The sequence below is a fragment of the Aliiroseovarius salicola genome (assembly GCF_027891095.1).
In the GTDB taxonomy this organism is placed as follows: domain Bacteria; phylum Pseudomonadota; class Alphaproteobacteria; order Rhodobacterales; family Rhodobacteraceae; genus Aliiroseovarius; species Aliiroseovarius salicola.
Genome location: NZ_JAQIIO010000003.1, coordinates 1 through 14152, shown reverse-complemented (window position 1 = coordinate 14152; position 14152 = coordinate 1). Strand labels below are relative to the sequence as shown.

The 14152-nt window shown below is 56.2% G+C and carries 14 protein-coding genes and 1 pseudogene; 12 read left to right on the top strand and 3 right to left on the bottom strand.

Features of this window, described 5'->3' with window-relative positions; all coding sequences use genetic code 11:
• The first annotated feature begins 50 nt into the window (after positions 1 to 50).
• Positions 51 to 716, top strand: coding sequence for a TRAP transporter small permease (locus tag O2N63_RS06245; RefSeq protein WP_271053382.1), 666 nt, complete (start codon positions 51 to 53; stop codon positions 714 to 716).
• A complete protein-coding gene (locus O2N63_RS06240) occupies positions 716 to 2134 on the top strand; it encodes a TRAP transporter large permease (protein ID WP_271053381.1) in 1419 nt (472 codons plus the stop codon). Before O2N63_RS06245 ends, O2N63_RS06240 begins: the two co-directional genes overlap by 1 nt.
• Positions 2135 to 2289: 155 nt before the next feature.
• Here the strand turns inward: O2N63_RS06240 and O2N63_RS06235 are convergent, their stop codons facing one another.
• Together O2N63_RS06235 and O2N63_RS06230 are read right to left on the bottom strand one after the other, a co-directional pair.
• Positions 2290 to 3201, bottom strand: coding sequence for a DMT family transporter (locus O2N63_RS06235; RefSeq protein WP_271053380.1), 912 nt, complete (start codon positions 3199 to 3201; stop codon positions 2290 to 2292).
• Between the two features lie 432 nt (positions 3202 to 3633).
• The gene (locus tag O2N63_RS06230) at positions 3634 to 3969 is read right to left on the bottom strand and encodes a hypothetical protein (protein ID WP_271053379.1); all 336 of its coding nucleotides are present in this window, start codon (positions 3967 to 3969) and stop codon (positions 3634 to 3636) included.
• A gap of 406 nt (positions 3970 to 4375) precedes the next feature.
• Between O2N63_RS06230 and thiC the strand changes: the two genes are divergently transcribed.
• The 10 genes and pseudogenes from thiC to O2N63_RS06180 form a co-directional block, all read left to right on the top strand.
• Entirely contained in the window at positions 4376 to 6187 is a 1812-nt protein-coding gene (gene thiC / locus O2N63_RS06225) for a phosphomethylpyrimidine synthase ThiC (RefSeq protein ID WP_271053378.1), read from the top strand.
• Positions 6184 to 7152: an FAD-dependent oxidoreductase gene (locus tag O2N63_RS06220; RefSeq protein ID WP_271053377.1), complete on the top strand. Its 969-nt coding sequence runs from the start codon at positions 6184 to 6186 to the stop codon at positions 7150 to 7152. The genes thiC and O2N63_RS06220 overlap by 4 nt, the downstream gene beginning before the upstream one ends.
• On the top strand, positions 7121 to 7318 hold the full coding sequence (gene thiS, locus O2N63_RS06215; protein ID WP_271053376.1) for a sulfur carrier protein ThiS: 198 nt from the start codon (positions 7121 to 7123) through the stop codon (positions 7316 to 7318). Before O2N63_RS06220 ends, thiS begins: the two co-directional genes overlap by 32 nt.
• Positions 7319 to 7320: 2 nt before the next feature.
• Positions 7321 to 8088, top strand: a complete 768-nt coding sequence (locus O2N63_RS06210; RefSeq protein ID WP_271053375.1) for a thiazole synthase — start codon at positions 7321 to 7323, stop codon at positions 8086 to 8088.
• Positions 8088 to 8678, top strand: a complete 591-nt coding sequence (locus O2N63_RS06205; protein WP_271053374.1) for a thiamine phosphate synthase — start codon at positions 8088 to 8090, stop codon at positions 8676 to 8678. The genes O2N63_RS06210 and O2N63_RS06205 overlap by 1 nt, the downstream gene beginning before the upstream one ends.
• The gene (locus O2N63_RS06200; RefSeq protein WP_333780726.1) at positions 8669 to 9643 is read left to right on the top strand and encodes a ThiF family adenylyltransferase; all 975 of its coding nucleotides are present in this window, start codon (positions 8669 to 8671) and stop codon (positions 9641 to 9643) included. Before O2N63_RS06205 ends, O2N63_RS06200 begins: the two co-directional genes overlap by 10 nt.
• Positions 9640 to 10434: a hydroxymethylpyrimidine/phosphomethylpyrimidine kinase gene (locus tag O2N63_RS06195; RefSeq protein ID WP_271053373.1), complete on the top strand. Its 795-nt coding sequence runs from the start codon at positions 9640 to 9642 to the stop codon at positions 10432 to 10434. The genes O2N63_RS06200 and O2N63_RS06195 overlap by 4 nt, the downstream gene beginning before the upstream one ends.
• A gap of 98 nt (positions 10435 to 10532) precedes the next feature.
• Positions 10533 to 10691: a hypothetical protein gene (locus O2N63_RS06190; RefSeq protein WP_271053372.1), complete on the top strand. Its 159-nt coding sequence runs from the start codon at positions 10533 to 10535 to the stop codon at positions 10689 to 10691.
• A gap of 270 nt (positions 10692 to 10961) precedes the next feature.
• A complete protein-coding gene (locus tag O2N63_RS06185) occupies positions 10962 to 11843 on the top strand; it encodes a lysophospholipid acyltransferase family protein (RefSeq protein ID WP_271053371.1) in 882 nt (293 codons plus the stop codon).
• Between the two features lie 247 nt (positions 11844 to 12090).
• Positions 12091 to 12234, top strand: a pseudogene (locus O2N63_RS06180) (IS5/IS1182 family transposase); the annotation flags it as partial.
• A gap of 113 nt (positions 12235 to 12347) precedes the next feature.
• On the opposite strand, the gene O2N63_RS06175 reads toward O2N63_RS06180, so the two are convergent.
• Positions 12348 to 14033 (bottom strand): Na/Pi cotransporter family protein, encoded by a 1686-nt coding sequence (locus O2N63_RS06175; RefSeq protein ID WP_271053815.1) that lies wholly within the window; start codon positions 14031 to 14033, stop codon positions 12348 to 12350.
• Between the last annotated feature and the right edge of the window lie 119 nt (positions 14034 to 14152).

The following is a 14152-nucleotide window of genomic DNA, read 5'->3' as shown; positions in this document are numbered from 1 at the left end:
GCATCATGTGCCCAACCAATACATGATCTCGTTCAGGGAGGATCAGATCAATGACATCAAGTGCGTCCCTTGTGGACCAAATAGAAGAAAAACTGATCGCGGTGATCCTCGGACTGATGACAGCCTTGACCTTCGCGAATGTAGTGGCCCGCTACGCTTTTGACTCAAACATACTTTGGGCCCTCGAAATGACGGTCTTTTTATTCGCTTGGCTGGTGCTGCTTGGTGCGGCCTATGCGGTCAAAAAAGGCACCCATCTGGGCGTGGACCTCGTCGTAAACATGCTCGAAGACAAAGCCCGCCGCGCTATGGCGCTTGTTGCCGTCGCGGTGTGCCTCGCCTTTGCATTCCTAATGATGAAGGGTTCCTGGGACTACTGGGCAAATTTCGCAAACCTTCCTGCCACCGAGGGCCGTTGGTTCCCGCTTGGTTTTGAGGACGAATTCCGCGCTAAGGGCTGGTACGAAACCAACGACATACCAATGCCGGGTGTTCTGGCTTGGATGAAAGACGTTTTTAACGAAGGCGAGGCCTATGAAAAGATCCCGCGCTTCCTGCCCTATTTCGTTCTGCCCCTGTCCGGCGCGCTGATCCTCGTGCGTTTTGTGCAATCTACAATTGCCATTTTGAACGGCACGATGGATCGCCTTGTGGCCAGCCATGAAGTCGAAGACGAGCTCGCCGAGCTTGAAGCTAAGAATGTGGAGGCAAAATAATGGAAGTCGTCCTTCTCTTTGCAATGGTCATCGGTTTTCTGATGATCGGTGTTCCGATTGCCGTGTCACTCGGCATGTCGTCGGTCCTATTTCTTCTGTGGTTCTCAGACAGCTCTCTGGCCTCTGTTGCGCAAACGCTTTTCGCTGCCTTTGAGGGCCACTTTACCCTGCTCGCAATACCATTCTTCATTCTGGCGTCGTCCTTCATGACAACCGGCGGAGTGGCGCGGCGGATCATCCGGTTTTCGATTGCTTGCGTTGGCCACTTGCCCGGCGGTCTGGCGATTGCCGGGGTGTTTGCCTGTATGCTCTTTGCTGCGCTGTCAGGTTCAAGCCCGGCGACCGTCGTCGCAATTGGTACCATTGTCATCGCGGGCATGCGTCAGGTCGGCTATTCTAAGGAATTTGCCGCAGGCGTTATCTGTAATGCTGGCACCTTGGGTATTCTGATCCCGCCATCCATCGTGATGGTTGTTTACGCGGCCTCAGTAGAAGTTTCCGTAGGCCGGATGTTCCTTGCCGGCGTTATTCCTGGGCTATTGGCAGGTGTGATGTTGATGGTGACGATCTATGTCATAGCCAAGGTGAAAAACCTGCCAAAAGGCGAATGGAAAGGCTGGGGCGAAGTGCTTGCAGCCGGTCGCGAAGCTGGTTGGGGTTTGTTCCTGATCGTCATCATCCTTGGCGGTATTTATGGCGGTATCTTCACACCAACCGAAGCGGCAGCTGTCGCAGCTGTCTATGCCTTCTTCATCGCGACCTTCATTTACAAGGACATGGGCCCATTGGCAGCACCACGCGCCAAAAGCCTGTCTTCCGCGGCGATGGTCGAAGATGCGCCACTTGGAGATTCAACACCTCTGCGGCAAAAGCCCTGGACTTTGCTCACAGCCATCATTCACCCTGACACGCAGAGAACGCTGTTTGATGCTGGCAAACTGACCGTGACATTGTTGTTCGTCATCGCGAACGCCTTGATCCTGAAACACGTGCTGACAGACGAACAAATCCCGCAACATATCGCCAATGCCATGCTGTCTGCTGGCTTTGGTCCGGTGATGTTCCTGATCGTTGTCAACATCATCCTGCTGATTGGTGGTCAGTTCATGGAGCCATCAGGCTTGCTGGTCATTGTCGCTCCACTGGTGTTCCCAATTGCGATCGAACTGGGCATCGACCCGATCCATCTGGGTATCATCATGGTGGTCAACATGGAGATCGGGATGATCACACCTCCGGTTGGATTGAACCTCTTCGTGACCTCTGGTGTCGCTGGTATGCCGATGATGAGCGTCGTGCGTGCAGCCCTTCCCTTCCTCGCCGTGCTGTTCGTGTTCCTGATTATCGTCACGTATGTTCCGTTCTTATCAACGTTCCTCCCGAATACGTTCATGGGCCCGGAAATTATTACACAATAACGACGAGAAACGCCGGCCATACTGGCCGGCGTTTTTCGATGTCATGTGGCCAGGTATTAGGTTCTAAGCAGGCGTTCTTTCCATATGCAACGAGCGACGCGATGCGTAGGGATGGGCGAGATGCAGACTTTATCTGCAGGTAAAACTAATGGAGGCTAGCGTTTCGAGAGAGACCTCAGCTGTGTCAAGCCAACGCCCGATAAGATTACTACAGCGCCAATATAGGTGCTGAGCCTCAGGGTTTCTCCCAATAGAATGACACCCAGAAGGACTGCCCAGATGGGGACGATATAGGCCACGAGGCTCATGAAGATTGGCCCTGCGGATCGGATCAGAACAACCCGCAGCAGGAAGGCCAATCCTGTGGGAAATATTCCGGCATAAAGTATCGCCCAGGTCGCCCAGGTGCCGTTGATCTCTGGCAGCCCCTCTACCAATACTGCGATTGGCGATAACACAAGCGCCCCTGCCATCAGCATCCCCGCAGTGAACACCATTGGCGGGATCGGAGGGGCGCGGCGAATCAAAATAGCCCCGACCGAGTAGCAGAGCGACGCCGCTACACAGGCTATTCTCGCTACAATCGTTCCACCTGCATTACCGGCTTCCATAGCTCCCGGCAGGATCAAGATCAAAAGCCCCACGAAACCAAGAATGACGCCCACAATCCGCTGCGGGCCTATGCGTTCATCCGGAACAAAGATATAGGCTAGGACGAGAACGAAAATCGGAGATGAGCCCATCGCAACCCCAGCGAAGGCTGACGGAACCTGCTGAAGCCCCCAAGCCAGAAGGCTGAATGGGAGCGCAAAATTCAGAATGCCCAGAATAAGAATAAAGCCCAGCGACTTCGGGTCGCGGATCACTAGATCACGGGGGCGTGTGATGGCGACGACCACCAAAAGTGCCAGCGCCCCAATGCCAATACGGCCTGCGGCAACTGTGAAGGGGTCATATTGCTCCAGTGCGACCGCCATCGACATAAACGCCCCTCCCCAGACGAAGCTGAGGAAGAAAAGTAGAGCCCAGTTGTGGGGGGTGGGCGTATTGTGGGAAGCGTCATTCATGTCTTGGCAATCGGTCCGTGTTGGTGACGTTTATGGGCCCTTTGCCTGTCGGCCCAAGCTTCCCAGTTTACGAAAGTTATTATCTTGGCCCACCAACTTGAGCTTACTAGATCCAAAGTCCGGTGAGGCATCATTGGTCGTTCGGGCCAATTTATAGACCGGGATCAGAAGTCCCAGTTCTCCAGGTAAAATTCGGCATCAGTAATTCAAACTCAGACCGAGCATTAGCTTCACTTGGCGAAAATGGCAACTTAGGGCCGGAAGCCATCGGTCCATCAACTCCTGACAAGCAACAATCTGGCGTATCTAGGGTTTGCACCAACAATCTAGTCGCCCAAATCAGTGACACAAAGGTGACCCGAGACTGCATGCAAAATGCTGACACATTGTGGAAATGGTAAGCGGTTACTGTGTAACCTGTTCTAACTATTATTAAATCTGTGAAAGAGATTTGGTGGAGCCTAGCGGGGTCGATCCGCTGACCTCTTGCATGCCATGGGCGATAAAGATTTGTGAGATCAGTTGAGGGGATTGATGCGAAGTGAACGGAAATGAACCAAATTGTGTGTTCTGAAACAGCGCTATTATTTTGATTGGAAAGTTCAGTTTGGTGAAGTTTGGTAGGGATCCGTTGAGTTTGGCAGTGGTGACCGGATTGTGACAAAACGTAGCTCTTTCTGGCATCCGAGGTCCGCAGGCGGCATAGTAGACAGTCGAACACGCGGTAACGAAGGTCTGTTTTGATGAAGGTTTTTCGACGCGGGCCATGGCGGTCGGTATCGGCTTTGTGAGCGTGTGGCCCGCGTTGACAAACCTTCATCAAGGTTCACATTCGGGTCGTTTGCTCGAATGTCGGCTTTCGGTTCAGCGCCTGTTTGCGACCATCTTGTAGATGCAAAAATACCACCTTGAATGCCTGACCTTTCTTTTCTAAACAGAACCTACGCAGGGGAGTCCCGCTTAGGGGACTGAGAGGCTGACAGGGGGAATCCCCGGTGACGCGACCCTTTGAACCTGACCCAGTTGACACTGGCGTAGGAAGCTAGGCGCGCAGACCGTGGGGACCAGTACACCCTGCCCAAGCAACGTCCGACCAAGGGGCCAGTACATCCCCTGCTCCCTCCCCAAGCTCACTGGTGTCTTTTTAAGTCGCAAGCTTGAGGAGCGCCAAAACATGAACATCCCCAATCCGAAAATCACCACCGGTGGTCTACCAGCATCCCGCAAGATCTACGTCGAAGGCACCCTGCACCCCAACGTACGCGTGCCGATGCGCGAGATTTCCGTGCATCCCACCGCTGGTGAATCGCCGCTGCCGGTCTATGACAGCTCTGGCCCATATACCGACCCAGACGCGCAGATCGATATCCGCAAGGGACTTCCGCAACTGCGCCGCGCCTGGATTGAAGCGCGTAGTGACGTGGAAGAATATGACGGGCGTGAGATCAAACCAGAGGATAATGGCTTTGTTGAAGGTGACCGGCTGACGCCGGAATTTCCGGTCAACTCACGCCCGCTACGTGGCAAGGAAGGCAAAGCGGTCACTCAACTCGCCTATGCACGCGCAGGGATCGTGACCCCGGAAATGGAATTTATCGCGATCCGCGAAAACCAGTTGCGTGAAGCAATCGCCCCCCGCGACGGCAATGATTGGGGCGCCAATATCCCCGACTATGTGACCCCCGAATTTGTCCGTGACGAAGTGGCAGCAGGCCGTGCCATCATCCCGGCAAATATCAACCACCCGGAAACAGAACCGATGATCATCGGCCGCAATTTCCTGGTGAAGATCAACGCCAATATGGGAACTTCCGCTGTGACCTCGTCGATGGAGGAAGAGGTCGACAAGATGGTTTGGTCGATCCGCTGGGGCGCGGATACGGTGATGGATCTGTCAACAGGTCGCAACATCCACAACACCCGCGAATGGATCATTCGCAACTCGCCGGTGCCGATTGGCACCGTGCCGATGTATCAGGCGCTTGAGAAGGTAAACGGGATTGCCGAGGACCTGACCTGGGAGGTGTTCCGTGACACGCTGATTGAACAGGCCGAACAGGGCGTTGATTACTTCACCATCCACGCGGGAGTCCGCCTGCACATGGTGCCACTGACCGCCAAACGCGTGACCGGCATCGTCTCGCGCGGCGGTTCGATTATGGCGAAATGGTGCCTTCACCACCACCGCGAAAGCTTCCTCTACGAGCACTTCGACGAGATCTGTGACATCTGCCGCCAGTACGACGTGGCCTTCTCGCTGGGTGACGGGCTGCGCCCCGGGTCCATTGCCGACGCCAATGACGAGGCGCAATTTGCCGAGCTCGAAACGCTGGGCGAGCTGACTAAAATCGCCTGGGCCAAGGATTGCCAGGTGATGATCGAAGGGCCGGGTCATGTGGCGATGCACAAGATCAAGGAAAACATGGACAAGCAGCTGGAATGCTGTGATGAGGCGCCGTTCTACACGCTTGGGCCACTGACCACCGACATTGCACCGGGCTACGACCATATCACGTCAGGCATCGGGGCGGCGATGATCGGTTGGTTTGGATGTGCGATGCTGTGCTATGTGACGCCGAAGGAGCATCTGGGTTTGCCCGACCGCGACGACGTGAAAACCGGCGTGATTACTTATAAGATCGCGGCCCATGCCGCCGACCTTGCCAAGGGGATACCGGGGGCACAGCGCCGGGACGATGCAATCTCTCGTGCCCGGTTCGAATTCCGTTGGGAAGACCAGTTCAATCTTGCCCTCGACCCGGAAACCGCGCGCGATTTCCACGACCAGACCTTGCCGAAACAGGCCCACAAGGTGGCGCATTTCTGTTCCATGTGCGGGCCGAAATTCTGCTCGATGCGGATATCGCACGACATCCGCGCCGAGGCGCAAAAGGAGGGCATGGCGGTCATGGCGGCCAAGTTCCGCGAGGGCGGTGAGCTTTACATGCCCGCCGAGGCCAAGCCGGAACTGGAGCCGGGCGAATGATCACAATCGCGGGGGCCGGCGTGGCCGGCCTTGCCAGCGCCTATGAACTGGCGAAACGCGGGGCCGAGGTGACGATCTACGAGGCGGGATCCTCTCCCGCCGACAACCCAAGTTCATGGTTCGCGGGTGGTATGCTCGCGCCGTGGTGCGAGGGTGAGGTCGCAGACCCGCAGGTGGTCCGCCTGGGTGCGGGTGCCATCAACTGGTGGGCCCAGTTCACGCCGGTTACCCGCAATGGCACTTTGGTGCTGACCCCGCCCCGCGATCGGGCGGAGCTGGACCGATTTGCTCGCCGCACCGAGCATCACCGCTGGGTCGACGCGGGTGAAATTGCCACGCTGGAACCGGCTCTGGAGGGGCGGTTCCAACGCGGTTTACTCTTCGAGGACGAAGCCCACCTCGACCCGCGCCGCGCGCTGATGGACCTCACCCGCACCGTACAGGGCTTAGGTGTCGAAATCCGCTATGCCACCCCAGCACCCGACCAGGTCGACGTGGATTGCCGCGGTATGGCCTCTGATTTGCCCGGTCTGCGGTCAATCCGTGGTGAAATGGCGGTGATCGAAGCCCCTGACGTGCAGATCTCCCGCACCCTGCGCCTGCTGCACCCGCGCATTCCGCTCTATCTCGTGCCGCGTGGTGACGACATCTACATGATCGGAGCCACCATGGTCGAAAGCGCCTCGTGGAAGCCGGTTACCGTGCGTTCCCTGCTGGAACTGCTCGGCGCCGCCTTTACCCTGCACCCCGCTCTGGGCGAGGCCAGCGTGATCGAGACCGGTGCGGGCCTGCGTCCAGCCTTTATCGACAACATTCCCCGCCTCAAACAGCGGGGCGAAACCACCCATGTGAACGGACTCTACCGTCACGGCTACCTTTTGGCCCCCGCTCTGGCGGGCCAGCTTGCCCGACAATTCTTTCAGGAATCCCAAGATGAAACTGCATGTGAACGCCGAACTGCGTGAGGTTCAGGCCTCCACGCTTGCCCAAGCCCTGCCTGAACTGGGCTTTGACTGCCCTGCGCTGGCGACGGCACTGAACGGCACCTTTGTGCCCCGCGAAGTCCGCGCCTCTACCGAACTAACTGACGGTGACCGACTTGAAGTGCTCGCCCCGATGCAAGGAGGTTGACCATGCAGCTCTACGGCACAGACATCACCTCGCGACTGCTTTTGGGGAGTGCACAGTATCCCTCACCCGCGCATCTTACTAAGGCCATCGCGGCCAGTGGAACTGAGATCGTTACCGTTTCGCTGCGCCGCGAAACCGCGCAAGGCTCTGGCGCGGGTTTCTGGGATATTCTGCGCCAGACCGGCGTGCGAATCTTGCCCAACACCGCTGGCTGTCATACCGCCACCGAGGCGATCACCACCGCCCAAATGGCGCGCGAAATCTTCGCGACACCTTGGATCAAGCTCGAAGTCATCGGCCATTCAGACAACCTGCAACCGGATGTCTTCGCGCTGGTCGAAGCGGCCGCCGAACTGACCCGCCAAGGCTTCCAAGTCTTCCCCTACACCACCGACGACCTGGTGGTAGGTGATCGACTACTCGGCGCAGGTTGCGAAGTGCTGATGCCATGGGGTGCTCCGATCGGCTCTGGCCAAGGATTGCGCAACCCGGATGCGCTGCGGGCTATGCGCGCGCATTTCCCGGAGGTGCCGTTGATCGTGGACGCAGGCATTGGTTGCCCATCGGATGCTGCACAGGCGATGGAGCTGGGGTATGACGCTGTGCTGTTGAATACCGCCGTCGCCAAGGCAGGCGACCCGATAGGAATGGCACGGGCCATGGCCACGGCGATCGACGCCGGGCGGATGGGCTTCAACGCCGACCCGATGGAGGCGCGCGAAATGGCTGCGCCCTCCACCCCCATTCTTGGCCTCGCGGAGTTGGTTTGATGGAACGTTTCTACCTGATCGTGGGCCATGTCAGCCGGATCGAACTTCTGGTCCCTCATGGCGTCAAGCTGGTACAGCTGCGCCTCAAGGACCAGCCTGATGCCGAAGTACGCCGCCAAATCGCCCGTGCCCGCGACTTCTGCGCTGTGCATGGCGCGCAGCTGGTGGTAAACGACCACTGGCAGGCCGCGCTCGATCTCAATTGCAACTTTGTGCATCTGGGACAGGAGGACATGGGCTCCGCCGATTTCACAGCTCTGCGCAGGGCTGGTGTCAAATTCGGCCTGTCCACCCACGACGAGGCGGAACTCGACCGAGCCCTATCCCATGATCCCGCATATGTGGCGCTGGGGCCAGTCTACGAAACGTTGCTGAAGAAGATGAAATGGGCGCCGCAGGGACTCGACCGGGTTACGCACTGGAAGTCCATGGTGGGTGACACGCCTCTGGTCGCCATCGGTGGGCTGACACCTGGCCGCTTACCCGGCGTCTTCGCCGCGGGGGCCGACAGTGCTGCCGTGGTGACGGATATCAAGCAGGCCCAAGATCCTGAGGCACGCGTAGGCGAATGGATTGACGCATGTCGATAGGTCGCTACGCCCGTCAAGAGATCCTGCCCGAGGTTGGCACCGCGGGACAGGCAAAACTCGCCCGTGCCCAGGTGATGGTGGTTGGTGCTGGTGGGTTGGGTTGTCCGGTACTGCAATACTTGGTTGGTGCGGGCGTCGGGCAGATCATCCTTGTCGACCCGGACATCGTTGAAGAAAGCAATTTGCACCGCCAACCGCTTTATCGCATGTCCGACCTCGGTCGACCCAAAGTAGCGGCCGCACGCGATGCCTTATACGCTGCCAATCCCGCTGTCAGGATTACGGCGTTGAACGTATCGCTCCATCCCGACAATGCGCCCGAGCTTGTCGGCAAGGTCGAACTGGTGATTGATGCCGCGGATAGTTTTGCCGTTTCCTACACGCTATCGGACGCCTGCCAGGCAAGGGAAACTCCGCTGATTTCGGCCAGTGTTCTTGGTCAATCCGGCTATGTCGGTGGTTTCTGCGGGTCTGCCCCTTCGTTGCGCTCGGTCTTCCCCGAACTGCCGGACGACGGTGCGACCTGTGCGATCGCGGGGGTTCTGGGACCCGCCGTGGGCGTGGTTGGTTCAATGCAGGCACAATTCGCACTCAGGGTTCTATTGGACAGTAACCCCTCGCCACTTGGGCAAATGGTAACGATCGATCTGGCAAACCTTCGTTTCGGTGGCTTCAACTTCCTTGGCTGCCCAGAACCGGACGAAGGACTTCGCTTCCTCGCCAAATGCATGTTGCGGGACAGTGACCGAATCATCGAATTGCGAAGTGAGGATGAGATGGAGCACCCCATTGTGCCCACAGCCGTCCGAATGACGCATGAAGAACTGTACAAACTCCCTGCGAGTTTCGATCAGCGCGTTGTCCTGTGCTGCGGTACCGGTCTGCGGGCCTGGCGTGTGGCCTCGTTGCTTCGCGCGGCAGGGCACAATGACCTGGCCTTATTGGCTGCAAAGGCCTGCGAATGAACGCAAACAGGATACTGGTCATCGCCGGGACCGACAGCAGCGGCGGTGCCGGTCTGACAAGAGACACGGCCGTGGCCAATGAGATGGGGTGCGACGTATTGCCGGTCGTCACGGCGGTCACGGCCCAGACGCATTCCAATATGACGGGCGTTCGACCGATGAGTGCAAGTTTTGTCATGCAACAACTCGATGCTGCCCTTGCTTCCGGGACATTCAAAGCGATCAAGATTGGCATGTTGGGTACCCCTGATATCGCTGAATGCGTTGCCGAATGGTTGGAACGGCGCTCCATGCCAACCGTGATCGACCCAGTTCTGAAAACCAGTTCAGGTTGGAACCTTAACTCAGGAATATTACCCCAGAGGCTTCTCGCTCAGGCCGATCTTCTTACACCAAACCTTCCGGAAGCCGCAGCACTTACCGGGCGCCCCGTCGCAACAACACACGCTCAGGTCACGGATCAGGCCAGTGAGATCTTATCCGGCGGACCCGATGCCGTTCTGATCAAAGGTGGCCACGGGAATGGCGCCAACTCTCTCGATCACCTTTTTGGAAGGTCTGGACATCAAACTTTTAGCGCCCCAAGGGTAATAAATGGAAAACGCGGAACTGGCTGTACATTGGCCACAGCAATTGCTTGCCAGTTGGCCTTGGGGTGCGATCTTATCCAAGCCTGTCAGTCGGCGAAGGAGTTCGTCCACACTTGGCTTAGTGCTCCATCCGATGCATCCCCGTCCCGTCGGGCTCAGCCCCTCTTCGCCCCACAAGACCATCTCTCTGACCATCTCTGAAGTGGTCTGGGGCCCAATCACATTGCGACACCGGGCATAATTGTGTGCGGGTTCATCGCATGTTTATCTTGGGTTTTCTTTTTTCAGAGAGGGAGATCATGGCTAAGTTCAACCCGACCATCAACAGGTGGACCCGTCGTCGTAGTAATGCCGTAGGTAAGCGGGCCACCGACAAACGCCTTATCTCGGGCGCGAGCCCGAAGGCGACAGATGACTTTGGCAGGTTGGCGGAAACACTTCTAGAGCACGTTCGCTAAACTTGAAAACATCGCAAGGCGTATTGGAGACATTCGTGCGCCTTGCGGCATCCTGCATTTTGGGTTCTAAACCGCCATTGGCTGCATTCAGTTTGAAGGTCTGCTACGCGGACAAAGCGCCAATTCGCTGCGCTCTCACCAACAGCGGCTTATAGGCATTATGTGCCGTCTATCTATGAAGGCACCTCGGACTATACCAGCATTATAGACTTGCCCCGAAATACTGTAAAAGCCAGTGGACTTACCGGTAAATGCCCCCATATTGAGCAGATGCTCACCCGTACTGCCAAGTATATCTGGCAACACCTTCGTTATATCCCTTTGTGGTCTGCGCTTACTTATTCAAAGTGGCGTGGATTTGATACGCGGGCGCGCAGTCTCGGCAATGTTTTCGGCTGGACCATGCGCTGGATACCGATTGCGCGACGACGGTTTGACCGGGAGGTTTTGCGCATCTACCCAGATATGCCTCGCGCCGATCGCCTGAACCTTAGTCGCAAGATGGGGCAGAACATGGGGCGTACCTTGTTTGAGATACTCCACAATACCGAATTTCAGGCGCGGCAGGACAGGTTCCATATCTCCGGCCCCGGTCTTGCGGTGTTGGAAAAGGCAAAGGCTGACGGTAAAGGTGCGATCCTTGTCTCGGGGCACTTTGGTCAATGGGAGGCTGTACGCGCGGTGTTGAAACACCGAGGCATGGAGACCGCCGGAGTTTATCGGCGCCAGAGTAACAGACACTACCAACGTCTGCTGGTGCGCGGGATCGAGCAGGGCGGCAAGCCTGCCCTGACCACCGGGAGCAACGGCACCAAAGCGATGGTCCGCCACCTGCGCGCCGGAGGGTTTGTTGCGATCCTGCTGGATGAAAAAACCGTAGACGGCGAGATGATGCCATTTCTGGGATCCGACGCGCTCACTTCCGTTGCTGCTGCGCGCCTCGCGCTTAAATATGACGTTCCTTTCATGCCGGTCTTTGGCACAAGGCATAACGACAGCAGCGACATAGATGTGGAATTCGAAGCCCCTATCGCGCCGACTGACCCCCGCACCATGACTCAAACCTTCAACGATAACCTATCCGCACGTATCCTGGAAAAGCCCGACCAATGGTACTGGCTTCTACGGCGTTGGAAGGACATGCGCCGGTAAAACAGGGTCGTTTTTTAACGGTGTTGCATGCTTCCCATGACCGTGAAGCTCTCAGTGAACGGTCCGGCGTTCGCCGATTTTTTTCAGCGTGCCAATCTCATGAAACCAATGTCAGCATTCGGCGCTTTCTGCCACCTCGTGGCGTGTGCTGCATCGGGCAATAGGGACTTATTTTGTTGAAAAACTCATGTTGATTTGGTGGGCGAGCACTGATTCAATTTACCTGTGAATGCAGGGGGGATTGACGATGTTAGGACCGAAGCAAGAAGCCCAAGGCGCGTTGTCTTATGAGTTTTCCATCGACGATCATGTGCCGCAAGATCATCTGTTACGTTCGATTGATCGCTTCGTAGATTTGTCCAGCATCCGCCCACATCTTGCAGAGTTTTATATCCTCGAAACTGTTCAACGGAAACATTAAATGAAAGTCCGACATCAGGCGCATTTTGCGAGCTGAACATATCGAGCAACGTGGTTAACCGTCATCCGCGCTCGAGATAACTTCTAAATGTTTAATAGGTCAGCTTTCTCCGCATCCATAATCAACCTCGTCTCAAGCAACTGACCGTTTTTGTAAAGCACCGGATACGCGATGGCTGAGACGTGACTGTTGATATCTCTCAGCGCACGCAGGGTTTCCAGATGAATGTTACTGGTCCCAAAACTGTCAGACTGGCCGTTTTGCAACCTGCGAAGATGGCGTTTCCGGCTGTTTCTTTCAGCACGCTTGATTTCCGTCTTTTCAATCACCAGAAGCCGTGCGCTCTCCAGATCATTTGTCATCAGCACATTACAGGCTAGTCGCAGATTCTTTGCGATAGCTTCATGCATCTGAACAAGCTCTTTCCAACCTTCTGGGGAAAACCGAACAGCATTCTTGTGCTTTTCTTCAATGCGCCGTGCCAGCACCTTGCTGATCACATCTCCAGCGCTTTCAAGCCTGATCGCATAGTCCATTAAGGCACGTACCGTTTTCGTTTCGGATTTGGAGAAGTCCTTGATCGGCACTTCCGCTACATATTGTCGGACCAACTCAAGGGTCTGATTTACCTCTTCATCCAGTTTTTTAACGGCAGCTAACACTTGCGGATCTTCGGCTTCGTATAAATCAAGCGCGGGAAGGAACATGCGTTCGACCAATTCCGTCATGCGTAAAAGCTCTCTCCTGAGGCTGGAGATCGCCAATTTGGGTGAGGTCACGTTCCCCTTGTCCAGAGCGCTGGCAGGCCTAGACAGTGACATCTCGGCAATTCCAGCGGATTTTCCATTGGAGAAATTGCGGAACAACCCTTCCAGCCGAAAGCAAAACGGAAGCGCGATGATCAGCAGGCTGCCATTGAATGCCAGATGCCCAAAAATCAACAATTGCCCCGGGTTTTCGTACCCTTGCAGATCTATAAGCTCAATCGAGTTAAGGACAAGCAGAGCCGCTAGGGCCCATCCGCCCCGAAGAACGAGATTGGCCAGCGGAACCTGCTTTGCGTTGCTCGACATACCGCGTGTCAACCAGACGGGAATAAAGCCACTACCAAGATTGGCGCCAAGCACCAATGACAGCCCGGCGGTGACAGGAATTGCGCCTATTTGTACCAGCGTGACACACATCAAAATAGCCGCAACGCTTGAGTGCATTACAAAGGCCAATACTGCACCACAGATGAAAGCGGTGATGAAATCCTCGGCAAGATACCCGGAAATCGCGGGTAGAAAAGCGCTGTCGCTGATGGGGTCCATTGCTTCGCGCAGAAACCGAAGAGAGATCAGGATGAACGCGACGCCCATCAGAATGCGTCCGGCCTGCTGCCAATTCCTCCGATCGGTCTTGACAAAAAGCCATCCCCCAACTGCAAGTAGCATTGGCACCAGCCAGTCAAGCTTGAATGACAGGATCTGGATAATCAGAGCCGATCCTAGATCGCCTCCCAATACAATAGCCAACCCTGCGGGGAAGGACAGCATACCACTGGAAATGAATCCACTGGTCAGCAAGGCAACGGCAGCGGAACTTTGCAAAACCACTGCGAGGAACAGTCCAGCAGTACTGGACCCCACCAAACTCTTGTTCTGTGTTAGAACCCGTTTGAATGATGCACCGAAGCTGCGTTCGATGCCTGTGCGCACCATTCTAACGGCAAAAAGCAGCAACATGGTTGCGCCCATCAGGCTAATAACAAAGCTTATAATGGCCATTTCGATTTCCTGTCGCCCGATCAGGCACCGGTTCAAGCACTCAATGAGGCGAACACTTTGACAAACCAGCATCTGGACGAGAAAAGAGGGACCCCTCGCGGGGTCCCAGTCTACTCGGA